The sequence below is a fragment of the Rhodococcus sp. GA1 genome (assembly GCF_024321955.1).
In the GTDB taxonomy this organism is placed as follows: Bacteria; Actinomycetota; Actinomycetes; order Mycobacteriales; family Mycobacteriaceae; genus Rhodococcus; species Rhodococcus pyridinivorans.
The window spans coordinates 1,241,723-1,264,662 of record NZ_CP097186.1 but is presented as its reverse complement, the minus strand read 5'-3'; the positions used below and the strand labels follow the sequence as shown (position 1 = coordinate 1,264,662).

General features: G+C 68.7%; 21 protein-coding genes. 14 read left to right on the top strand and 7 right to left on the bottom strand.

Going from position 1 to position 22,940, the window contains the following annotated elements; all coding sequences use genetic code 11:
- Window positions 1-20 precede the first annotated feature (20 nt).
- Window positions 21-995, bottom strand: a complete 975-nt coding sequence (locus M3330_RS05875) for a pseudouridine synthase (RefSeq protein ID WP_255027540.1) — start codon at window positions 993-995, stop codon at window positions 21-23.
- Between the two features lie 122 nt (window positions 996-1,117).
- Here M3330_RS05875 and M3330_RS05870 point away from each other — a divergent pair, with 122 nt between their 5' ends.
- Window positions 1,118-2,389: an MFS transporter gene (locus M3330_RS05870; RefSeq protein ID WP_255027538.1), complete on the top strand. Its 1,272-nt coding sequence runs from the start codon at window positions 1,118-1,120 to the stop codon at window positions 2,387-2,389.
- 16 nt (window positions 2,390-2,405) lie between these two features.
- On the opposite strand, the gene M3330_RS05865 is transcribed toward M3330_RS05870, so the two are convergent.
- Window positions 2,406-3,320 (bottom strand): hypothetical protein, encoded by a 915-nt coding sequence (locus M3330_RS05865; protein WP_138842094.1) that lies wholly within the window; start codon window positions 3,318-3,320, stop codon window positions 2,406-2,408.
- A gap of 81 nt (window positions 3,321-3,401) precedes the next feature.
- On the bottom strand, window positions 3,402-3,668 hold the full coding sequence (locus M3330_RS05860; RefSeq protein ID WP_006550664.1) for a helix-turn-helix domain-containing protein: 267 nt from the start codon (window positions 3,666-3,668) through the stop codon (window positions 3,402-3,404).
- A 92-nt stretch (window positions 3,669-3,760) separates the two neighbouring features.
- Between M3330_RS05860 and map the strand changes: the two genes are divergently transcribed.
- The 4 genes from map to M3330_RS05840 all read left to right on the top strand — a co-directional run bounded on the left by map (window position 3,761) and on the right by M3330_RS05840 (window position 6,790).
- On the top strand, window positions 3,761-4,540 hold the full coding sequence (gene map, locus M3330_RS05855; protein WP_019287982.1) for a type I methionyl aminopeptidase: 780 nt from the start codon (window positions 3,761-3,763) through the stop codon (window positions 4,538-4,540).
- Window positions 4,541-4,623: 83 nt separating this feature from the next.
- Window positions 4,624-4,920: an FmdB family zinc ribbon protein gene (locus M3330_RS05850; RefSeq protein ID WP_100167888.1), complete on the top strand. Its 297-nt coding sequence runs from the start codon at window positions 4,624-4,626 to the stop codon at window positions 4,918-4,920.
- Between the two features lie 41 nt (window positions 4,921-4,961).
- The gene (gene fmdA, locus M3330_RS05845; protein WP_039586368.1) at window positions 4,962-6,215 is read left to right on the top strand and encodes a formamidase; all 1,254 of its coding nucleotides are present in this window, start codon (window positions 4,962-4,964) and stop codon (window positions 6,213-6,215) included.
- 86 nt (window positions 6,216-6,301) lie between these two features.
- Window positions 6,302-6,790, top strand: a complete 489-nt coding sequence (locus tag M3330_RS05840; protein WP_016693916.1) for an FBP domain-containing protein — start codon at window positions 6,302-6,304, stop codon at window positions 6,788-6,790.
- Between the two features lie 18 nt (window positions 6,791-6,808).
- Here M3330_RS05840 and M3330_RS05835 read toward each other — a convergent pair whose 3' ends face one another.
- A complete protein-coding gene (locus M3330_RS05835; protein ID WP_255027521.1) occupies window positions 6,809-7,393 on the bottom strand; it encodes a helix-turn-helix domain-containing protein in 585 nt (194 codons plus the stop codon).
- Between the two features lie 48 nt (window positions 7,394-7,441).
- On the opposite strand from M3330_RS05835, the gene M3330_RS05830 reads away from it, so the two are divergent.
- The gene (locus M3330_RS05830; protein ID WP_064852932.1) at window positions 7,442-8,287 is read left to right on the top strand and encodes a trans-aconitate 2-methyltransferase; all 846 of its coding nucleotides are present in this window, start codon (window positions 7,442-7,444) and stop codon (window positions 8,285-8,287) included.
- Window positions 8,284-9,261: an NAD(P)/FAD-dependent oxidoreductase gene (locus M3330_RS05825; protein ID WP_064852931.1), complete on the top strand. Its 978-nt coding sequence runs from the start codon at window positions 8,284-8,286 to the stop codon at window positions 9,259-9,261. Before M3330_RS05830 ends, M3330_RS05825 begins: the two co-directional genes overlap by 4 nt.
- A gap of 64 nt (window positions 9,262-9,325) precedes the next feature.
- Here M3330_RS05825 and M3330_RS05820 read toward each other — a convergent pair whose 3' ends face one another.
- Complete coding sequence (locus tag M3330_RS05820; protein WP_024103299.1) at window positions 9,326-10,783, bottom strand: benzaldehyde dehydrogenase; 1,458 nt, start codon at window positions 10,781-10,783, stop codon at window positions 9,326-9,328.
- Between the two features lie 609 nt (window positions 10,784-11,392).
- On the opposite strand from M3330_RS05820, the gene M3330_RS05815 reads away from it, so the two are divergent.
- Window positions 11,393-12,415 (top strand): alpha/beta hydrolase, encoded by a 1,023-nt coding sequence (locus M3330_RS05815; RefSeq protein ID WP_254583938.1) that lies wholly within the window; start codon window positions 11,393-11,395, stop codon window positions 12,413-12,415.
- On the opposite strand, the gene M3330_RS05810 is transcribed toward M3330_RS05815, so the two are convergent.
- Together M3330_RS05810 and M3330_RS05805 are read right to left on the bottom strand one after the other, a co-directional pair.
- Window positions 12,405-13,118 (bottom strand): type 1 glutamine amidotransferase domain-containing protein, encoded by a 714-nt coding sequence (locus M3330_RS05810; protein ID WP_033097260.1) that lies wholly within the window; start codon window positions 13,116-13,118, stop codon window positions 12,405-12,407. The genes M3330_RS05815 and M3330_RS05810 overlap by 11 nt on opposite strands.
- Before the next feature lie 155 nt (window positions 13,119-13,273).
- On the bottom strand, window positions 13,274-14,233 hold the full coding sequence (locus tag M3330_RS05805; protein WP_006550653.1) for a hypothetical protein: 960 nt from the start codon (window positions 14,231-14,233) through the stop codon (window positions 13,274-13,276).
- Window positions 14,234-14,574: 341 nt separating this feature from the next.
- On the opposite strand from M3330_RS05805, the gene M3330_RS05800 reads away from it, so the two are divergent.
- The 6 genes from M3330_RS05800 (at window position 14,575) to M3330_RS05775 (ending at window position 22,940) form a co-directional block, all read left to right on the top strand.
- A complete protein-coding gene (locus tag M3330_RS05800; protein WP_255027508.1) occupies window positions 14,575-14,910 on the top strand; it encodes a hypothetical protein in 336 nt (111 codons plus the stop codon).
- Window positions 14,911-14,976: 66 nt separating this feature from the next.
- Window positions 14,977-15,477: a DUF2505 domain-containing protein gene (locus tag M3330_RS05795; RefSeq protein ID WP_255027506.1), complete on the top strand. Its 501-nt coding sequence runs from the start codon at window positions 14,977-14,979 to the stop codon at window positions 15,475-15,477.
- Between the two features lie 165 nt (window positions 15,478-15,642).
- Complete coding sequence (locus M3330_RS05790; protein WP_255027504.1) at window positions 15,643-15,840, top strand: hypothetical protein; 198 nt, start codon at window positions 15,643-15,645, stop codon at window positions 15,838-15,840.
- Window positions 15,841-15,939: 99 nt separating this feature from the next.
- On the top strand, window positions 15,940-16,170 hold the full coding sequence (locus M3330_RS05785) for an RNA-binding S4 domain-containing protein (RefSeq protein ID WP_255027502.1): 231 nt from the start codon (window positions 15,940-15,942) through the stop codon (window positions 16,168-16,170).
- A 129-nt stretch (window positions 16,171-16,299) separates the two neighbouring features.
- Window positions 16,300-19,593 (top strand): exodeoxyribonuclease V subunit gamma, encoded by a 3,294-nt coding sequence (gene recC / locus M3330_RS05780; RefSeq protein WP_255027500.1) that lies wholly within the window; start codon window positions 16,300-16,302, stop codon window positions 19,591-19,593.
- Between the two features lie 14 nt (window positions 19,594-19,607).
- Window positions 19,608-22,940 carry a UvrD-helicase domain-containing protein gene (locus M3330_RS05775; protein ID WP_255027498.1) on the top strand — a complete coding sequence of 1,111 codons (3,333 nt, stop codon included), beginning with the start codon at window positions 19,608-19,610 and terminating at the stop codon, window positions 22,938-22,940.

The following is a 22,940-nucleotide window of genomic DNA, read 5'->3' as shown; positions in this document are numbered from 1 at the left end:
CAGGATCCACTCGGGCGCACTCAGTCCTGCGAGGTCGGTGCTTCGGCCAGGCTGCGTCGGGTGGAGAAGCGACGCTCGACCCCCGACAAGGGGTCGACGAATTCGAGTTCCCGCGCGAGCAATTGGAGGGGGAGCGAATGGTCGTCCGGTGTCTCGGGCAGCAGGACGGGATACCAGTGGTCGCCGAGGATCCCGATACCGAGCGCCGCCAGGTGTACTCGCAGCTGATGCATCCGACCCGTGCGCGGGCGCAGCAGGGTGTGCAGGACGGCCCGTCCCGACCTGCTCACCCCGGATCCGAGCACCTCGATCAGGGTCTCGGAGTTGGGTTCGCGGGTGTCGTCGACGACGACGCGCAACTCACCGCGCCGCGCCTCGATGTGATTGCGGTACAGCACGGGGAGCGGGCGTCCCGCGATCTCCGGCGTTGCCGGATCCCATTCCGCCGGCAGTGCAGACACCGCCTCGTACACCTTGGTGACCCGGCGCTTCTCGAACAGCGACTGGTAGGCGCCACGGGTCTCGGGCCGGGCCGAGAACATCACCAGCCCGGCGGTCGCCCGGTCGAGCCGGTGGATCGGTGTCAGATCCGGGTTGTCGAGGCGGGTGCGCAACCGGACGAGCGCCGACTCGCGCAGGTAGCGCCCGCCCGGAGTGGTCGGGAGGAAGTGCGGTTTGTCGACCACGACGAGGTCGTCGTCGGCATACAGGATCTCCTCGTGGAACGGCACCGGTTCCTCGACGGGCAGATCGCGGTAGTACCAGACGAACCGGTGCTCTCGGAGTTCGGTGCTGCGACCGATCGGTTCTCCGTCGATGCCCACGATCTCGCCGTCGTCGAATCGGCGGTAGAGATCGTCGGCGTCGAGATGGTCGAAGCGTGCGACGACGTACTCGGCGACCGTCGACCACGGACCGGAGGTCGGAACACGCAGTCGCGTGGGCCCGACCCCGTTCCTGACGGGCAAGGGTGAGGGCATCGGCACGGGCACCATCCTCCCATCGGCTGCAACGTGAGCTGCGCCTCGGGTGATCGGCGGTGGCGCGATCGGAGAGCGAGGCGCGGTTCACAGATGCTCGTCGGGGACGGGCGACACCGTTCTGCCACCATGTCCGCATGACTGCACCGGCCCGGCTCGGCATCCCGACCGGCACGCTCGCGCTGCTGGCCGCCCTGTACTTCGCGCAGGGTCTGCCGTACGGGTTCTTCACCCAAGCGCTTCCGGTGGTACTCCGCGAGTCCGGTTTCTCGCTGATCGCGATCAGCGCGACGGGTGTGCTCTTCGCGCCGTGGGGGCTGAAGTTCCTGTGGGCGCCGTACGTCGACCACTACGGGACCCGGCGGCAGTGGTTGCTCTCGCTCCAGCTCGCGGCGTCGGCGGTGTCGTTGATCCTGGCGTGCCTCGACCTGTCGTCGACGCTGCGGTGGCTGCTCGTCGGCATCGCGGTGGTCAACGCCCTCTCGGCAACGCAGGACGTCGCGACCGACGGTCTGGCCGTGCAACTGCTCGGACCGACACAGCGCGGGCTGGGGAACGGCATCCAGGTCGGCGCGTATCGCATCGGCATGATCGTCGGCGGAGGAGCGCTGCTGTGGGTGTTCTCCCTCGCCGGTTGGCGCAGCCTGTTCCTCGCGATGGCATTCCTGCTGGTGCTGACGACGATCCCGGTGTGGCGACTGCCGCGCACGGAGCGACCGGCCACGACGGATCGGGAACCGCGAAGCGCGACCCGCATGACGGTCGCGTGGTGGACGCGTCTGCGCCGCCCCGGGATGCTCGCGTTCATCCTGCTCATCGGCGGCTTCAAGTTCGGTGACTCGATGGGCTCGGCGATGGTCGGTCCGTTCATGTCCGACTCGGGACTCACCCTCGGGCAGATCGCGCTGGTCAAGGGTGTGCTGTCCTCGGCAGGCGCTCTCGGCGGTGCCGCCCTCGGTGGGTGGCTGTGCTTCCGTCGCGGTCGTCGGCAAGCCCTGCTGATCGGTGGCGTGACCCAGACGGCGAGCCTCGCCTTGTACGTCGTCGCGTCGCTCGGCTACGGCGGGTTCGGGCTCATCGTCTCCGCGAGCCTGGCCGAACACGTCCTCGGCGGCGCCGCGACGGTCGCGGTGTTCACGCTCATGATGGACGCCGCGGACAGGGACCACGCCGGCAGCGACTACACCCTGCTCGCGTGCGCGATCGTCGTGGTGCAGGGCATCGCGGGCTTCACCGCCGGTGTGGTCGGAGACGTGTTCGGTTATCCCGCGCTGTTCGGCACGAGCCTGGTGCTGTCGGGAATCGGATGTGCCGTCCTGCTGCTCGCTCTTGATCGAGGCATCGGGCCGAGCGGGGTGCACGGTGTGTGGCAGAGCGGCGCGGGGCGGGCGGCCTCGCGGTACCGGTGATCACCGGTACCGCCGATCACTGCGACCAGTACTGCAGCATCGGCTCCTCGGCGAGCACCGTCGACCCCTCGGAGATGACGAGAGCACGCGACGAGATGCTGTACTGCACACCGGCGTTCGTGGCGGTGAAACCGTCTCCCGAGGGCACGGGGTCGTCGATCTCGATCGCCGCACCGTCGTTCGTACGAACGCCCTTGTAGTAGTACCGGCCGGCCCCGGTCTCGCACACCACGACGAGCGAGTCGGCCGTCTGGCCGATGGCGACGGCGGGATTCGTGTGGTTGCACCGCGCCTCGGGGATGCCGACGAAACCCTGGGGGTCGGTGTCCTCGGAGGCCGACACGGGCGGTAGTGGACGTGCGGGTCCGGTCGCGGGCGCGGGATTGCCGGTTGCTGTGAGTTCGAGATCCTCGATCCGCAGGGCCAGGTCGCCCGGCAGCACGGTGACGTAGCTGTTGCCCTGCACGATGCTGTTGGCCGTGATGCACTCGAAGTCGCCCGTGAGGCACGACAGCCGTTCCCAGTAGCCGCCGAGCGAATCCGTCGGGCGTAGCGCGTATTCGCCGGGGGTGATGTCGACTCCGACCTTCAGGGTGCCGTTGGTCGGGAAGCCGCTCGGGGTGGCAGGCCGGCTCGTCTGCGCTCGCGGGGTGGGCGGATCCGCCTCGGTCTGCGGGGCTGCGGATGGCGACACGGTGACCGTCACGGTCGACGGGGACGGGCTCGCGGCGACGGCGCTCTCCGATCCCGGATCGGACGAGCGGGTCAGGACGACGACCAGGGCGGCGACTGCGGCGACGACGGCGACGAGCAGGGCACCGCCCACGAGCCACGGCCACTTCGGTCGTCGCGGCGGGGTCGGGGTGGGCCAGGGTGGCGGGGGAGCGCCGTAGCCGTAGCCGTATCCGTCCGGCGGAGGCTGCATCGACATTCGGGTCCCTTCGCTGTCGCGGTGTTACGCCTCCTGATATCGCTGCCGATGTCTGCTGCTGTTACGTCATGCGGGGTGGGATCACCCGGTTTGCTGCAGGTCGTCACAGGGAAGGGTCAGTTCGGCCAGATCGTCGAGGGAGACGGGCAGCACCCGTGCGAGGGCGGCGATCGTCGCGAAGGCCGGCGTCGCCAGTCGTCCGGTCTCGATCTTCCGAAGGGTCTCCGGCGAGATGTCGGCGGCCTGAGCCACCTCGGTGAGCGTCCTGCTGCCTCGGGCATCGCGCAGCCGTCCACCCAGGCGTTTGCCGGCGGCCAGCTGTTCCGGGGTCAGGGGGAGTCGCACCATGACCCGCAGTCTAACCGCGTCGGTATGAAAATACCGATCGTCGCGATAGGGTGGTATTTAAATACCGTCTCGTGATCCTGAGGAGTGCCCACGTGTTGGAACTGAAGACCCCCGGTGAGATCGCGGCAATGGATGTGACCGGTACGTTCATCGCCGAGTTGCTCGACGACCTGACGGGCCGCGCCCGTCCCGGCGTGAACCTGCTCGACCTCGAACAGCGCGCACGGGACATGATCGAGGAACGTGGCGCGGTCTCGTGCTACTGGGATTACGCGCCGTCGTTCGGGAGCGGACCGTTCCGCAACGTCATATGCCTGTCCGTCAACGACGCAGTGCTGCACGGACTCCCGCACGACTACGTGCTCCGGGACGGCGACCTGCTCAGCATGGACATCGCGGTCTCGATCGACGGCTGGGTCGCCGATTCGGCGCGCAGCATCATCGTCGGCGCGGAGCGTCCCGAGGACCGGCATCTCGTCGAGGCGACCGAGGTGGCGCTGGCCGCGGGTATCGCCGTCGCGCTCCCCGGCAACCGCCTGGGCGACATCTCCGCGGCGATCGGCGCCGTCGCCGCCGAGTACGGCTATCCCGTCAACACCGAATTCGGTGGTCACGGTCTCGGCCGCACCATGCACGAGGATCCGCACGTGGCGAACGCCGGGCGTAAGGGGCGTGGGCTCGTGCTGCGTCCCGGCTTGACGCTCGCCCTCGAACCGTGGTTCGCGGCGGGGACGGACAAGATCGTCTACGACCCGGACGGCTGGACCATCCGCTCCGCCGACGGCTCGCGTACCGCGCACAGCGAACACACGATCGCGATCACCGAAGGTGAACCGCTGGTGCTGACGAAACGGGAGCGCGTCACCGAATAGATCCGGACGGCAGGAAGATTCGAAGTAGACACGCGGGTTTCCGCTCGGTCCGTTATGGTCGGTGCACCGACGCGCGAGAGGCGATGCAGATGCCGCTGTACGAGTTCCGATGTGCCGACTGCGGGCCCTTCGACGTCTCCGTTCCCATGAGTGAAGTCTCCGCATCGGCTCCGTGCCCGCGGTGCGAGCAACAGTCTCGTCGTTCTCTCACCCCACCGCGTCTCGGTCGGGGAGGTTCGGCAGCGATGCGCCTGCACGACGCGACGGCCCGTACCGCTTCCGAGCCCGACGTCGTCTCGGGTTCCCTCCCAGGCGTGTCGAGGCGTCCGTCGCGGCCGGTCACGACCGATCCCCGACATCGAACGTTGCCCCGCCCGTGATCCGACACCGCCCGTAATCAGACACCGCTCCAGGAGGTCCCGTGCCCGACGTCGTGTTCCCCCTCGATTCTACCCGCCGGTTCACCGATCAGGAGAAGATCGGCCACAACCGCTGGCACCCGGACATCCCGCCCGTCGCGACGCTGAAACCGGGGGATTCCTTCCGCGTGCACTGCCGCGAATGGTTCGACGGTGAGATCCACAACGACGACTCCGCCGACGACATCCGCAATGCCCCGCTGCACATCGTGCACGCGTTGTCGGGACCGTTCGCGGTGGAAGGAGCCAAGCCCGGCGACCTGCTCATCGTCGACATCCTCGACCTCGGCCCGATCCCGCAGGAGGACTCGGGTCCGCTCGCCGGGCAGGGCTGGGGCTACACGGGCATCTTCGCGAAGACGAACGGCGGGGGATTCCTCACCGACCAGTTCCCCGACGCCTACAAGGCGATCTGGGACTTCTCCGGGCAGAAGGCGACGAGCCGCCACGTGCCCCACGTGTCGTTCACCGGCATCGTGCATCCCGGCCTGATGGGGACGGCGCCGTCGCACGAACTGCTGTCGACGTGGAACACCCGGGAAGCAGCGCTGATCGCGACGGATCCCGACCGCGAACCGGCGCTGGCGCTGCCGCCCGAACCGAACGGAGCCATCCTCGGCAGCCTGTCGGGCGCCGATTTCGACCGGGTCGCGGCGGAGGCGGCGCGCACCGCTCCGCCGCGGGAGAACGGCGGCAACCAGGACATCAAGAACCTCACGAAGGGAAGCCGGATCTTCTATCCGGTGTTCGTCGACGGGGCGAATCTGTCGGTCGGCGACCTGCACTTCTCCCAGGGTGATGGCGAGATCACCTTCTGCGGCGCCATCGAGATGGGCGGGTTCATCGACCTGCGCGTCGACCTGATCCCCGGTGGTATGGAGACCTACGGGGTGAGCGAGAACGCCATCTTCATGCCGGGCAACACCGACCCGCAGTACTCCGAGTGGCTCGCATTCTCCGGCACGTCCGTGACGCTCGACGGCGAACAGCGGTATCTGGATTCGCAATTGGCGTACCAGCGGGCGTGTCTGCACGCCATCGACTATCTGACGAAATTCGGCTACAGCCCCGAGCAGGCGTATCTCCTGCTCGGGGCTGCACCCATCGAGGGACGTTTGTCGGGTGTCGTGGACATTCCGAATTCGTGTGCCACGGTATATCTTCCGACGGCGATCTTCGACTTCCCGGTCGCGCCCACCGCATCCGGCCCGGTGACGATCGATCCGGGTATCGGAGCGCCGCGTTCGTCGGCGTGAGGGCCGCGAAAATCGTTTGTCGGGTGTGAGCGCGGCGCGTACCGTCCTCGGGTCGGTACATATGCGAACGAAAGGTGGCCCCGGCCATGGACCCGCTCACCGAACGGGACATTCGAACATCCTTCGTCAACTGCTCCAAGGGTGATGCGAAGCGACTTCCGGTGCCGCGCGATCTAGACGACCGGCCGTGGGACGAACTCGACTTCCTCGGCTGGACCGATCCGTCGTTCCCCGGGCGCGGCTACATCGTCGTCCCTCGCGACGGCGAACTCGTCGGTGTCGCCATGCGGTTCGAGCAGCAGGGCTCCGGTAAGACGCAGATGTGCACGATCTGCCTCACCACCCACACCCGGGGCGGCATCGCCCTGATGACGGCCAACAAGGTCGGCGATGCGGGGCGAGCGGGCAACGCTGTCGGGACGTACATGTGCATCGACCTGCAGTGTTCGCTGTACGCGCGCGGCAAGAAGAAGCCCGCTCTGGGAAGCCGGTACCGCGAGGATCTCGAGCCGGAGGAGAAGGCCGAACGCGTCCGCGAGAATCTCCGGGCGTTCGTCGACCGCCTGTACGCCTGATCGGCGAACCCGGCTGCTTCAGTGCGATCCGGGGTTGCGCAGGTGCGCACGCTCCCCGTTCTGATCGAGGATCGTGAGGATCTCCGCCGGTCCGTCGTGCGCGCTGATCGCGTGTGGCGTCATCGTCGAGAACTCGGCGGCGTTGCCCTCCTGGATGAGGATCGTCCGCTCGCCGAGCTGGAGCCGGGCGGTGCCCGTCAGGACGGTGAACCATTCGTGCCCCGGGTGCACGGGGAGCGTGTCCGCCGGCATCGGCTCCTGCCGCGTGATCCGCATCTTGGCGATGGTGACGCCGCCCAGTGATCGTTCCCGCGACAACAGCCAGGTCGTGTACCCCGGGGTGTCGCACGGCTGGGGCCTGATCACCACGTCCTGATCCTCACCGGATTCGACGAGCTGGTCGATCGTGGTGTCGAGTGCCCGCGCGATGGGAACGAGCTGGTCGAGTGCGATCCTGCGCCGGCCCGTCTCGATGCGGCTCAGGTTCGACGGGCTGATGTGGCACCGGCCTGCGAGAGCGTCGAGGGTCCACCCCCGCGCGAGCCGCAGGCTGCGGATGCGCTGACGGATGAGTTGGTCCAGATCGGACGATTCTTGCTCCATAGGCAAGAGTGTATGCCGAAACTGGATGACGCGACCTAACGTGAAGTCATGCACCACCACGCCCACCACGCACCGCACGACCACGCGCACGACGAGTCGATGGCCGAGGTGCTCGACCTCGACGCCGCGATGAACCGGCCCTATTTCGAGTCGTTGCTCGACCGGGTCGCCGGACAGCTCGAGCGCGAACCGCGCAGCGTCGTCGACATCGGCGCCGGCACAGGAACGGGCACCCTCGCCCTGGCGCGCCGGTTCCCCCACGCGCAGCTCGTCGCCCTCGACCGGTCCGCCGGGATGCTCGATCGACTCCGGAAGACCGCCGAGCACAACGGGTTCGGTGATCGGATCCGGACCGTCGAGGCGGACCTCGATGCAGGACTGCCGACCGTCGGTGCGATCGACCTCGCCTGGGCGGCCCTGTCCCTGCACCACATCGAGGATCCGGATGCGACGCTCCGGCAACTCGCCGAGGCGATGGCACCCGGGGGGACGGTGGTCGTTACCGAGATGGAGTCGCAACCACGATTCCTGCCCGACGACATCGGTATCGGTACGCCGGGACTCGAAGCGAGATGTCACGAGGCCGCGGCGTCCCGAGGGTGGAACAGATGGCCCGACTGGAGCGACAACCTGCGTCGCGCCGGATTCGATATGGTCGAGATGCGCCGCGACGAACTCGGTGCCGACGTCGACGACACCTCACGCCGATACGCCCACGCGGTGCTGAGCTGGATGCGGACCGGCCTCGACAACGCCGTGTCCGACGAGGATCTCGACACGCTCGATCGGCTCGTCGGCGACGGCCCCGATTCGGTGCTGCACCGGGCAGATCTGGTGGTGCGTGGATCCCGAACCGTGTGGATCGCACGGGCAATCAAGGAGGAGAACCGATGAACACCCAGGAGAACCCCACACAGGACGGTTACGACGTCGTCGTGATCGGCGGCGGCTCGGCCGGACTGAGTGCCGCCACAGCGCTGGCACGCTCACGCCGCTCGGTGCTTGTCGTCGATGCCGGAGAACCGCGCAACGCCCCTGCCGCGGCCGCGCACAACGTGATCGGACACGAAGGCATCGCGCCGACCGAACTGCTGGCTCTCGGACGGAAGGAGGCCGCCGGATACGGCGCCGAAATCCTGTCCGCACGAGCAGAATCCGCTCGTCGCAGCGACACGGGATTCGAGATCGGTCTCTCCGGCGGCACCACCGTGCAGGCACGTCGACTGATCCTCGCGACGGGACTGGTCGACGAGCTGCTCGACCTGCCCGGAGTCCGCGAACTGTGGGGGAAGAGTGTCCTGCACTGCCCGTACTGTCACGGCTGGGAGGTTCGGGACCGGCGCGTCGGCGTGATCTCGTCGGGGCCGATGAGCGTGCACCAGACCCTGTTGTTCCGTCAGCTCAGCGACGACGTCGCCTTCTTCACCCACTCGGCGCCCGCCCTGGAGAGCGAGGCCCGCGACCAGCTCGAGGCGCGCGACGTGCGGATCGTCGACGGCACCGTCGCGGAACTGCGAGCGGACGGCGAGGAGGTCCGTGCCGTGGTGCTCGAGGACGGCACCGAGGTCGAGGTCGACGCCGTGGTGGTGGCACCGCGTTTCGTCGCCCGCGCCGACCTGTACGAGCAGCTCGGCGGAACGGTCACCGACCATCCCGTGGGGACCCTCATCGAGACCGATCCGACGGGGAAGACCGCTCTGCCCGGCGTGTGGGCGGCGGGCAACTCCGCCGATCTCTCCGCGGTGGTCGTGGTCGCTGCAGGCGCCGGCGTGATGACAGGGGCGGCCGTGAACGCCGACCTGATCGCGGAGGAGACGGCCGCGGCGGTGGAGGAACGAGCCGCCCGCGGACTCACCTTCGCCGAATAGTCCTGTCGGGCATACGAGAACGGCCGGGCGAGCACACGCTCGCCCGGCCGATTCGCGATCTGCGTCAGAACGGGTAGGGCGCGATGTCGGGACGCACCGTGACCCACTGGGTCTCGGTGAACGCCTCGATGTTCGCGGCCGGACCGCCGAAACGGGAACCGGTACCGGATGCCCCGACCCCGCCGAAGGGAGCGTTGGCCTCGTCGGCGACGGTCATCTCGTTGATGTGGATCTTGCCCGAGTGGATCCGGTCGGCGATCTTCATCGCTTGTCCCACGTCGCCGACGATGCTCACCGACAGGCCGTACTCGGACGCATTGGCCAGTTCGACGGCCTCGTCCGAGTCGGAGAACTTCAGCACCGGCGCGACGGGACCGAAGATCTCCTGGCCCCAGGCGGGCATCTCGGTGGTCAGATCGGTCAGGACGGTGGGCCGGTAGAACAACCCCTCGTGCGTGCCTCCGGCAGCGAGAGTGCCGCCCGCGGCGACGGTGTCCTGCACGATCGTGTCGATGTTCGCCAGCTGACGCTCGTCGATGATCGGGCCCAGGTGAACCGGGCCGCCTGCGGGATCGCCGACGACGAGCGCATCCGCCTTCGCGGCGAGGGCGCGCACGTAGTCGTCGTAGACGGACTCGTGCACCAGGTGCCGGCCGGTGGTCATGCAGATCTGGCCCTGGTGGAAGAACGATCCCATCGCTCCGACACCGGCAGCGAGATCGACGTCGGCGCCGGGGAGCACGATCATCGCGTTGTTGCCGCCGAGTTCGAGGTGGGTGCGCTTGAGATGTTCCGCGCCGGCCTTGCCGACGTGGCGTCCGGCGGCGGTGGATCCGGTGAACGAGACCACCCGCACCTCGGGAGCATCGACGGTCGCGGCGCCGACGTCACCCCCACCGGGTAGCACCTGCAGCACACCGGCGGGTAGTCCGGCCTCCTCGAAGATCCGGGCCACGGCGACACCACCGATGACGGTGGTCCGCGGATCCGGCTTGAGCAGCACCGCATTGCCGAGGGCGAGAGCCGGGGCAACCGAGCGCATCGCGAGCAGCAACGGGAAGTTGAACGGCGCGATCACCGAGACGACGCCGGCGGGCAGGCGGCGCGCGATGGACCAGTGACCGTTGTCCGAGGGCAGGTACTCACCGTGCGGATGGGTGGGCAGCGCCGACGCCTCGAAGCACTCGGTGGCGGAACCGAACACCTCCATGGCGGCCTTGTCCGGAATGGACCCGGCCTCGCGGAGTCCCCAGCCGATGAGTTCGTCGGCGTGCTCACGGAACTTCTCGCCGGCGCGACGAAGGATCTCCGCACGCTCGGACGGCGCCGTGGCGGCCCAGGACTTCTGCGCGGCGGCGGCGGCGCGGGCGGCGGCGTAGACGTCATCGGGGTCGGCCAGGCCGATCTCGGCGATTTGTTCCCCGGTCGCGGGGTTGGTGACCTTCGTGGTGCCGCCGTTGCCGGGGCGCCAGCCGTCGAGATGGATCTTTCCCGTCCACAGGGCTTCGTCGAGCAAGGCCATAGGGTTCTCCTCAGCGTGGTCGTCGCCGTCCCGCGCGCGTGGGACACCGATGTGTTCCACGAGTGTGGGAGCGATGACGGCTCGTAGGATCGATTCTTCTCATTCAACGAGAAAGCTCGCGATATCCGTCTACGTACGACGAACACCACGTGCACCGCTCCGCGGCCGAAGGGTCATGAGCGAGCACAATGATCCGAATGGAACTGGCCCTCATGGCAGTGGTCGGCATCGCCGGCACCGTGAGCATCGCGGCTGTACTCGGCCGCGCTGAGCATGCCGGCCCAGGACTTCCGCCGGAACATCAAGGCCATCAGCGGACTCGCGGTCCTTCTCGTCGTCGTGACCACTGCGGCTGCTCACCATCGCGGCCGAACGCGGGGCACTGCTCGAGGGCCGGGCGCGCGGTACCTACAGTTCGCAGACGCTCGATGCGGCCCAGCGCCGCCTCGACCTCGAGGAGACCCGATTGCAGGCGCTGAGCGAACAACCCTGACGGTCGTCTCGCGGCGCGGACGCCCCGCCCGAGAACCCGCATCCCGCCGCACTGTTTGACATGATCGTTCGGTCCGGATCCGCCCGGGCGCGTCGTGACCCGGGTAGGAGTGACAGGTGTCGGAGGGCAGTACGGACAGAGCGCCGCGTCGGCGCGTCGGTCGATGGATCCTGATCGTCTTCGTCGTGGTGCTCGTCGTCGTGGCGGCGGCGTTCGTCCTCACCCCCGTGCCGGGATCACTGGTGGTGCGGAAGGTGTTCGAACGCGACGCGCGGGAGCAGACCGCGAAGCTCGCGGTGCACGCTCCGGAGACGGACTTCGTCGCCGACCTCCACTATGGGGAGGACGACCCGGACGCCTATCTCGACGTGTACACACCGCCGGGGACCACCGAGGCGCTGCCGACGATCGTGTGGACGCACGGTGGCGCGTGGTTGTCGGGTAACCGCACCAACTACGCGGGCTACTACAGGCGTCTCGCGGCCGCCGGATTCACCGTGGTGTCGGTCGGCTACTCGCTCGCACCGGGCCACCGCTATCCGACCCCGGTGCGGCAACTCGTCGATGCACAGCGCTACTTGCTCGAGCACGCCGACGAACTGCACATCGACACCGAGCGGATCGTGCTCGCCGGTGACTCGGCCGGGGCGCAACTGTCCGCGCAGATCGCCGCGGCGATCACCGACCCCGACTACGCCGCGACCCTCGGTGTCGACCCGGCGTTCACTCGGGAGAACGTTCGCGGTGTCGTGCTCAACTGCGGCATCTACGACGTGTCCGCGATCGGTGGGAGCGGCGGGCTGACCGGATGGGGCGTGGAGCAGGCGATGTGGGCCTACACCGGCGCCCGGGAGTTCGCCACTTCGGATGCGGCGGGCCAGATGTCGGTATTGAACTCGGTCACCGAGAACTTCCCGGCCACCTACATCTCCGGTGGCAACGCCGATCCGCTCACCGCCACCCAGTCCGAGAGGCTCGCGCAGCGTCTCACCGGACTGGGTGTGCAGGTGGATGCGTTGTTCTATCCGGACGACCACACACCGGAACTGGCACACGAGTACCAGTTCGATCTGTCGACACCGGATGCGCGTGCCGCGCTCGAGCGGACGATCGATTTCGTCCGCAAGGTCACGACGTAGCGCGCGCGGGGATCTCGGCGACGACGCGTTCGGCGAGCGGCCGCGAGGAGGCCGGGTTCTGGCCCGTGTACAGGACGCGGTCGACCACCACGTGCGGCTGCCAGGCGTCCGTGGACGAGAAGACGGCCCCGGCCTCCTGCAGGCGGTCCTGCAGCAACCAAGGTGCCTTGTCGGCCAGTCCCGCCTGGACCTCCTCGACGTTCGTGAACGCCGTCAGGCTGTAACCCTCGAACAACCAGCGACCGCCGGACTCGTGGGCGGGAAGCAGGGCAGCCGGGGCGTGGCACACCATCGCGACCACTTTGTCGGCCTCGACGAAGTGCCGGACGAGTTCACCGAACCGCTCGTCGACGGCCAGATCCTCCATCGGGGCGTGGCCACCGGGCACGAACAGCAGGTCGAAGTCCTCGGCCCGCTGGTCCTCGAGCACCGCCGCACCGGTGAGCACCGGCTGCAGCTTCTCGAGCGACGACTTCAACTCGGCCACGCGGTCCTCACCGCCTGCGGCGTCGGGTTCGAGGCTGGCCTGGTCGACGACGGGCGTGCGGCCGCCCGGAGTGGCAACGGTGATGTCGTAGCCGGCTTCGTCGAAGACGGTGTACGGCTCGACGAGTTCCTCCGCCCAGAAGCCCGTGGGATGGCGGGTGCCGTCCTGCAACGTCCAATGATCGGCGGAGCTGACGACGAACAAGATGCGGGTCATGGTGTGTCCTCTCTGATGAACGCAGAGGCCGGGTACCCGCTGTGAGCGGGACCGACACCGGCGGTGACGATGGGTCGCCGGGCCCGCGACAGTGACGACGATCGCCGGGCCCACGAGGGACCCGGCGATCGTGTGACGTGACTGGGTGCGGCGGATCAGATGCCGACCACTTCCTGCGCGATGGCGGCCAGACGGGTCTGGGCCGCGGAGATAACACCGTGTCGTGCCTTGTGCGCTTCCTCGTAGGCGACGATCGCCCGGATGTCCGCGGGCTCGGTCAGTTCCTTGACCGCCGCCACGGCCTTCGGGACGGTGAGATCGTCGTAGTTCCGGATCGGCAACTCCTCCTCGGTGAGGACACCCGAGGCGCTGCGTGCCTTGTGCAGAGCGTCGGCGGTGCCGTCGGCGCCTTCACGACGGCTCACGCGCTCGGCCGTCTCGAGAGCCGCATCGCGCGAGGCACCGATGGTCTTGGCTGCGACGTCACCGGCATGCGCGCCGCGCGAGAGCAGCGACTCGATGCGGGGACGCGTCGAGCGGGCGACATCGATCGCTCGATCGATGCTGCGCGCCGACCAGGTGACCGGCGTGTTGACCAGGCGCACCGCTGCGCCGGCCGCGGCCTGCAGGGGAGTGCGACGCAGAGCGGCAGGACCACCGAGCGCCTCCTCCGCGATGACGGTGGTGAGCCACTCGACCGTCGCCGTGTGAGCCGTGATCAGACGGTCCGCCAGCGACACGATCGACTTGTGTCCGCCCGCGATGGCCAGTGCCTTCACGTAGCGGGCACGGTCGAGGAGCTGATGTTCGAGGGCGAGGTCCGACAGCAGTGCTTCGTCGAACGGCTGCGCCTGCTCGGTGAGGGTCTTCACCATGATGGCGGCGCGGCCGATGAACGGCCCGACCACATCGGGAAGTCCGCCCAGATCGCGGATCGCCTCTTCGATCGCCACCGCACGGATGCGGCAGTTCTCGGCGTTCTCGGTCAGCTCCTTGCGTACCGCTTCGGTTCGGGCCTGCGCGACACGCGTTTCGGCGACCTGGGTCTCTGCATGGGTCAGTTCGTGGAGAGTGCGCAACTGGGTGAGCAACGCGGGAGTTCGGTTCTCGGTCATCGTGCGTTCGCCTCCTTCGCACTGGAAGAGTCGGTGATCTACCGACGAATTCACATCCATCGAGAAATGACGTGACAACTGTCGGCTACCCGACCCCCGTAACTGCTAACGTCTATGTGATCCATAACACACCCTCTGGTCGGGTTCGTTGCTGCAGTGACCACTCGGCGCACGCGAGTCGCACGGGTCTCGGTTTGAGCCGGTTGCTCGCGGGGAAACTTCGGAGCACACCTTGACGTGAGAGATCGAGGCCGGGACGAGACGCGGTCCGCCTGACTCCTCAGGTGATCGGCGACCGTGAGACGGCCGCAAGCAGCACAAAGGAAAGCGGGGACGACACGATGACCACGGCAGCACCCGTCATGCCCACGGACGTGATCACCGCTCCGGCGACGGTTGCTCCGTCGCAGTCGGCCGACATTCCGGCGCAGACGATCGACGCGCGGTCCGTCGAGGTCCCGCCGTCGGCCGCCGTGGCGTCGAGGGAGGTGGAACCTCCGGTGACGGAGGAGATGCCGGCCCTGCTCGAGCACCCGATCGCGGGCATGCTGATGTTCGTCGTCCTCGCCGTCTGCGGATTCGCAGCCGCCGCGGTGGTCGCAGGATCCCTGGCGGCCGGGCTCGCTCTGGTGGGTGTCGTCGGAGGAGCGGCGGCGACCCTCGTCGCTGTTCTCTGACGTGGCAGAACGACACCGGTAGGCCCGTTTCGTCCAGATCCGAGCGGGAGGATATCGTCTCCGGTCATGTCCAAGGAATTCGTTTTCACGTCCACGCTCGACCACAGCGTCGAACGCGTCCACGGCGCTTTGACCAGCGAGGACTTCTGGAACAGCCGACTGGCTGCGAGCCAGACCGGCGTGGCGCAGCTCGAGGTCGGCTCCGGTCCCGGGACCTTCCGCGCGAAGGTCTCCGACCAGATCGACACCTCCGCGCTGCCCGCGGTCGTCCGGGGCGTGGTGCGAGGACCTCTGATCATCGAGCGCACCGACGAATGGGGCGGACTCGAGGACGGTACGGCGCAGGGAACCCTCGCCGGCAGCACGTCGGGGCTGCCGATCACGATCGCGGGCCGTTCGGAGCTTCGTGGCAACGCGGACGGCGGTACCGAGATCGAGGTGCGTGGCGAGGCCACCGTCAAGGTTCCCGTCGTCGGTGGGCAGATCGAGGGCCTGATCGTCCAGCTCGTCGAGAACATCGTCCAGAACGATCGGACCGACCTCGACAAGTGGCTCACGGAGAACTGATTCGCAGGGGCGCCCGATCGATCGGCTTCCGATCGACGGATCATCTGGTCCGATGCCGTCGTTCCTCTTCCGAGGTACGGCGGCATCGTCGTTCCCGCCGGATTCGTCGGCGACACACCGGGTCAGGTCGTTGAAGAGGGGTGTGACCCAGGCCACCATCGGATCATGTCGATGCCGTGGGACGAGGACGGCGGCTACGCGTGGGAACGCCGCGAGGCCGGATACACCTGGGAGCAGATCGGCAGCGAACTCGGTTGTCCTGCCCATGTCGCACAGAATCTGGGGGAGCGCTACCGCGCGGATATCACTGCCGAGATGACGAAGAACCAGTTGTCGTTGTTCGACATCTCGACCGAGACCTGAATCCCGGCCGCCGGTGTTCGCCGTGTGTTCATCGGATGTGCACCCGCACGGACCCCGTGTGAGGAGGCATCGTCGCCTCCGGAGGGGACCGTAGGTGTCATGGAGGCACTCGTGCGCGACTCCCTGTTCGGTTTCCTCCAGGAGAGCGGACTGGCCGGCTCGGGCGGTGAAGCGGCGGCGCTGCTCATGGAAGGTCTCGTCCGCGTCAATCATCGCCAGGTCCGCAGTCCCCGTACTCCACTTCGTGCCGGGGACGTCGTCTCGATCGCGGGTACGCGATCGATGGCGGTCTTCGGCGTCTCTCCCGGCGGGGTTCGTCCCGCCCTGTAGCTCGTCCGTCGCACGGAGCGCCCGCAACCTCCGGCACGGAGCACTCGCGACCTGCGACGCAGTCGCCTGTCCGGGCGGTGTGATAAGCCGTACCGGACGGGAACGAGCGACGACGAGGGGGAGCGACGCGTGCTGATACTGCACCGTGCCGAGCGCACCGGCATCCTGGCGGATGCGCTGGCCGAGGTGCTCGCCGAGCCCCTCGACGATCCGTTCGCGCGGGAGGTCGTCGCGGTGCCCGCGCGCGGTGTCGAAAGATGGCTCACCCAGCGGTTGTCGGGAATGCTCGGTTCCTCCGCCGGCGACGGGGTGGCCGCCAACATCGACTTCCCGTCCCCGTCCCGCCTCGTCGACGAAGCGCTCGCCGCGGCCTCCGGCATCACCGCCGACGACGATCCGTGGCATCCCTCCCGCATGTTGTGGTCGCTGCTCGGGGTGATCGACGAGTGCGTCGGCGAACCGTGGTGCGCCACCCTCGCGCGGCATCTCGGTCACGGCGCCGACGACCACCGGGCCGGACGCCGGTACGCCACCGCAGCGCATCTCACCGGCCTTCTCCGCAGTTACGGACTCCAGCGCCCCGGGATGATCTCCCAGTGGGCGGCGGGGAACGACACCGACGGCACGGGTGCGCCTCTCGACGACCATCTGCGTTGGCAAGCCGAGCTGTGGCGACGGCTGCGCGCCCGCATCGGCGTCGACAGCCCGTCGCAGCGACTCGACGAACTGTGCGGCCGGCTGCGCAACGACCCCGACGTCGTCGACCTGCCCGAACGACTGTCGATCTTCGGTCCGACCCGGCTCGACACCGTCCTCGTCGAGGTGCTGACCGCGCTCGGGCACCACCGCGACGTGCACATCTGGCTCCCGCACCCGAGCCCGGTGATGTGGGACGGACTGACCCGGCGTCCGGAGTCGACGCGTCGCGCCGACGACCACAGCGCTCTCGGGGTGCAGCACCCGCTGCTGGCCGCGCTCGGCCGCGACGTACGCGAACTTCAGAGCCGGCTCTCCGGCCTCGAGTGCACCGACCTTCCGCATCCCTCACCCCGGCCGCCGGCGACGCTCCTCGGCCGGTTGCAGGCCGATCTCCGCGACGACCGCGCCCCCGCACACGGATCGGCCGCGCCCGACGGGACCGTGATGATCCATGCCTGCCACGGCCCCACCCGGCAGGTCGAGGTGCTCCGAGAGTGCCTGCTGCACCTGTTCCGCGACGACCCCACGCTCGAACCGCGCGACGTCGTCGTCATGTGCCCCGACGTCGAGACGTACGCGCCGCTCGTCCATGCCGCCTTCGGTGCCGGGGTCGGCGAGCATCCCGGCCACACGCTGCGGGTCCGTCTCGCCGATCGCGGCCTGCGCCGCACCGATCCGATCCTTGCGGTGGTGTCCGAACTGCTCGCGCTCGCCGACGGCCGGGTCACCGCCAGCGAAGTCCTCGACCTCGCCGCGTCGGCTCCGGTGCGCCGCAAGTTCGGATTCGACGACGACGAACTCGAACGCCTGCAGGAGTGGACCACCGAGACCGGTGCCCGTTGGGGTCTCGGCCCGTGGCAGCGCAAGAGTTTCGGTCTCGGCGACTTCATGCAGAACACTTTCGGTGCGGCACTCGACCGTATCCTGCTCGGTGTCGCCGCAGACGGCGCGGACGGGGAGTGGCTGTCCCTGTCGCTGCCCCTCGACGACGTCGACAGCAACGACATCGACCTCGCCGGGCGGTTCGCCGAGTTCATCGACCGGCTGACGGTGGTGCTGCTCCGGCTGCGCGGCCCGCACCCGGCGGGGCGGTGGTCGGACGAACTCGGTTACGGCATCGATCTGCTCGCCGACGTTCCCGCCGCCGACGCATGGCAGCTCACCCGCGCGCGGCGCGAGATCGGCGACGCCGTCGCGCACGCCGGCGACACGCAGTTGTCCCTGAGCGACGTCCGGTCCATGCTCTCCTCCCGGCTCGCCGGGCGTCCGTCGCGCTCGAACTTCCGTACCGGCGAACTGACCGTGTGCACGATGGTGCCGATGCGCTCGGTGCCCCATCGCGTGGTGGTTCTCCTCGGTCTCGACGACGACGTCTTCCCCCGCACGGCCCACATCGACGGCGACGATGTCCTGACCCAGAATCCCTGTGTGGGAGAGCGTGATCCGCGCAGCGAGGACCGGCAGCTGCTGCTCGACGCGCTGATGGCCGCGGAGGAGCGTGTGCTGTTGTTCCACACCGGCGCCGACGCCGTCACCGGAGCACTGCGCCCACCGGCGATTCCGCTCACCGAGGTGCGCGACGTGGTGTCGACGATGACGGGAGTCGACGTCGACGACGAGCGCATCGTGCGGCGACATCCCCTGCAGCCCTTCGATCCGCGCAATTTCCGGGCCGACGACCCGTTCGGGTTCGGTGTCACCGCACTCGCGGGAGCCCGTGCCGGACAAGGAGGTTCGGTGGAGCGCGACCGGTCGGGTGCGCTCCTCGTCGACGACCTTCCGGCCCCGGCACGCACCGATGTCGATCTCGACGAACTCGTTTCCTTCCTGACACATCCGACGCAGGGATTCCTCCGGCAGCGACTCGGTCTGCGGATCCCCGACACCGACGAGGGCATCGCCGACGCACTCGACGTCGAACTCGACGGTCTCGCTCAGTGGCAACTGGGCGACCGCATGCTCGAAGCGCGATTGGCGGGCATGTCCGCGGGTGCCTTCCAGGACGCGGAATGGCGTCGCGGCACGCTCCCGCCGTTCGCGCTCGGCCGCAGGACCCTCGACGCGGTGAGCGACAACGTCGACCGCCTCGTGCACGCCTGCGCCGGTGTGCACACCGGGCAGGCCCGCACCGTCGACATCCGCGTCGATCTCGGCGACGGTCGTCGGCTCACCGGCACCGTCGGAGGTGTACACGGCGAGGTACTGGCCCGCAGCACCTATTCCAAGCTGTCCCCGAAACACCGGCTGGAAGCATGGATCCGGTTGCTCGCCGTCGTCGCCTCGGGTCATCCCGGACAGTGGCGTGCGGTGACCACCGGGCGCAGCCGTTCGCGCTCGTATCCGGCCTGGCGCTCGACCCTTCTGGCTCCCGCCGATCCCGTCGCGCTGCTCGCCGCACTCGTCGATCTGCGCGATCGTGGACTGTGCCGGCCGCTGCCGCTCGTGACGGGCGCGTCGGCCGAGTACGCCGATCGCCGCCACCGCGGTGATTCCGTGGAGATGGCACTGTCGGCCGCCGGGAAGGCGTTCGGTGGCGCGTTCGGCGACGGCAAGGACCGTCACGTGCAGTATCTGTACGGGCCCGACGTCACGTTCGGGCAGCTCACCGCCGACGCACCGGAGGGTGTCGAGGCCGGCTGGTTCGACGACCCCACCCGTTTCGGTGTGCTCGCCCGACGGTTGTGGGAACCCCTGCTCGCCTCCGAGAACCAGGGACGCCCGTGAGAGAAGGACGCAGCGTGCCCGATACCGCCATCACCGATCCGCGCGCCGCGGGCGGTCCGCCGCCGGCAGGCTTCGATCTGCTCGGCCGGCTCCCGAGCGGCACCACCGTTCTCGAGGCCAGCGCGGGAACGGGGAAGACGTACGCGATCGTCGGGCTCGCCACCCGGTTCGTCGCCGAAGGGCGCGCCCACCTGTCGGATCTGCTGCTCGTCACCTTCAGCCGGGCTGCGACGCAGGAACTGCGCGAACGTACCCGGAACCGGTTCGCGCAGGTCGCCACCGCCCTCGCCGATCCCGAGAGTGCGCGGGCGAGCACCGACATGCTCGTCCGTCATCTCGCGAGCGAGGACGTCGACGCGCGGCGGGCCCGCCTACGACAGGCGTTGTCCGACTTCGACTCCGGCACCATTTCCACCACGCACGGCTTCTGCCGCCGCATGCTCGACGAACTCGGGATCGCCGGTGAACGCGAACCCGACGTCACGGTCGTCGAGGACGTCGACGACCTGCGGGTGGAGGTCGTCGACGATCTCTACCTGCGGCGCTACGGCAGGGGACAGGCCCCCATCACCTACGCCGAGGCGGCCGTCGCCGCGAAGGAGGCGATCTTCGACCCGCAGGCCGAACTCGCACCGAACGACGCCGACGGCACCGCGGCAGGCGAGCGTGTGGAATTCGCGCGTGCGGTCCGCGAGGAGGTAGAACGGCGCAAGCGCCGGCTCGGACTGCGCGACTTCGACGACCAGTTGTCCCTACTGCACGCGGTGCTCGGCGATCCGGAGCACGGCGACGCCGCCTGCCGGCGGATGCGTGCGCGCTTCTCCGTCGTCCTCGTCGACGAGTTCCAGGACACCGACCCCAAGCAGTGGGAGATCCTGCGCCGGGCGTTCCACGGGCACAGCACGCTCGTGCTCGTCGGCGACCCGAAACAGGCGATCTACGCCTTCCGCGGCGCGGAGGTGCTCAGCTATCTCGACGCCGTCTCCGAATCCGACACCTACTGCGAGCTGACCACCAATTGGCGCAGCGACGGCGATCTCGTCCGGGCGCTCGAACACGTCCATCTCGGTGCGGCTCTCGGTGATCCCCGCATCGTGGTGAACCCGGTGAAGGCGGCAGCCGCCGATTCCCGGCTCTCGGGTATCGCGCCCCTGCGGGTGCGTCACCTGCCCCGCGCCGGTGCCGGTCCGCTCAACGACTGGGGTTTCCCGCAGAACCTCGACGGCTTACGTGGGCGGGTCGCTCGCGACGTGGCGGCCGACATCGTGCGCCTGCTCGACGACGAGAACGTCACCGTCGACCTCGGTTCCGGGCCCGAGCGTGTGCAACCCGGGCACATCGCGGTCCTCGTGCGCAAACACAAACAGGTGACGCTCGTCCACGACGCGCTGACGAAGGCGAACGTGCCGTGCGTGGTCTCCGGGGGCACGAGTGTGTTCGCCACACCGTCCGCACAGCACTGGCTGTGGGTTCTCTATGCGCTCGAGCAGCCCCATCGCGCCGATCGCGTCCGGCTCGCCGCGCTCACCCCGTTGCTCGGCCGCACGATGACCGACATCGATTCGGAGGGCGAAGCGCTGGTCGTGGAGGTCGGCGGACTGCTCCGCGAACTGAACGACGTCTACGCCCGCACCGGCTTCGCCGCCGTCTTCGAACGCCTCGCGTCCTTCGGTTCGGTCGAGGCCCGCCTCCTCGATCAGCCGTCCGGGGAACGCACCCTCACAGACATCCGGCACGTCGCACAGTTGCTCGAGGACGTCGCCTCGGCACAGTCGCTGGGGCTGGCGGCACTCACCCGCTGGCTCGAGGATCGCATCAACGACCCCGACCGAGGTGGAGCCGACCGGATCCGGCGCCTCGACAGCGACGCCGCGGCGGTCCAGATCCTCACCGTGCACGGCAGCAAGGGACTCGAATTCCCCGTCGTCCACGTCCCGTACGGGTGGGATGCCGCGAAGAACCCCGAGCCCGACAAGCTGCTGCTGCACGAGTACGGCCGACGCATCCTCGATGTGGGCGGCAAGAGCGGTCCCGGTTATGTCGCGCGGCGGCGTCAGCACGAACTCGAGGAGGCGGGAGAGGAACTGCGCCTGCTGTACGTGGCGGTGACGCGCGCGCAGTGTGCGCTCACTCTCTGGTGGGCGCCGTCCACCCCCACCTCGCGGTCTCCGCTGCACCGGTTGCTGTTCGCCCGCGATCCCGGTTCGGCAGAGGTCTCCGCGGAAGGCCGGATCGGCCACGACGAGGCCATGGCCGAGGAATTCGACCGGTGGGCCGCGCGCGCCGACGGGGTCATCGCCGCCGAAGCGGTCGGGCCGCACCCGATTCCGGTGTTGCGCTGGACCCGCCCCCGCGTGGAGACCGGCCCACTCGCCGCCGCGCGCTTCGATCGGGTCGTCGACGAGAACTGGCGCAGGACCTCCTATTCGGCGCTCACCGCCTCGGTGCACGATGCGCCCGTGGTGAGCGGTGAGGTGGAGGAACCGGTGACGACCGACGAGCCTGCCGAGCCTCCGCTGAGCGCACCGGAAGCGGCGCGCGAAGGCATTCCGTCACCGATGAACGGACTGCCCGGCGGCACGATCTTCGGCACGCTGGTGCACGCCGTCCTCGAGGTCGTCGACACCTCCGCCGCCGACCTCGAGGCCGAACTGCTCGACTGCTGCCACGAGACGGTGCGACGCCAGATGTCGCCGATAGACCCCGTCCAGCTCGCGGCGGCGTTGCTCCCGGTGATGCGCACCCCGCTCGGGCCACTCGGCCGGACCCTCGCCGACTTCACGCCGTCCGACCGGCTCTCCGAACTCGACTTCGAGTTGCCGCTCACCGGAGGCGACAGCCCGGTGCCCGTCACCGTCACCCTCGACGCGGTCGGTGGGTTGCTGCGCCGGCACCTGCCCGCCGACGATCCGATGGCGACCTACGCCGATCTGGTGCGCACCCTCGAGTCCGTGCCGCTGCGGGGTTACCTCAACGGCAGTATCGACGCCGTGCTGCGCACCGACGGTCCGCGATTCGTCGTCGTCGACTACAAGACCAACCGGCTCGCGCCCGTCGACGAACTGACCACCGTCCACTACACCCGCGAGTCGATGGCGGCGGAGATGCTCCGCGCGCACTATCCGATGCAGGCTCTGCTCTATTCCGTTGCCCTGCACCGTTATCTGCGGTGGCGGATGCGCGACTACGACCCGCACGTCCACCTCGGTGGTGTGCAGTACCTGTTCGTCCGCGGCATGGCCGGACCGGACAGTCCACCCGGCAGTGGCGTGTTCGACTGGCATCCGCCGGCCGATCTCGTCACCGACCTGTCCGACCTCCTCGCCGGAAAGGCCATGATTTCGTGA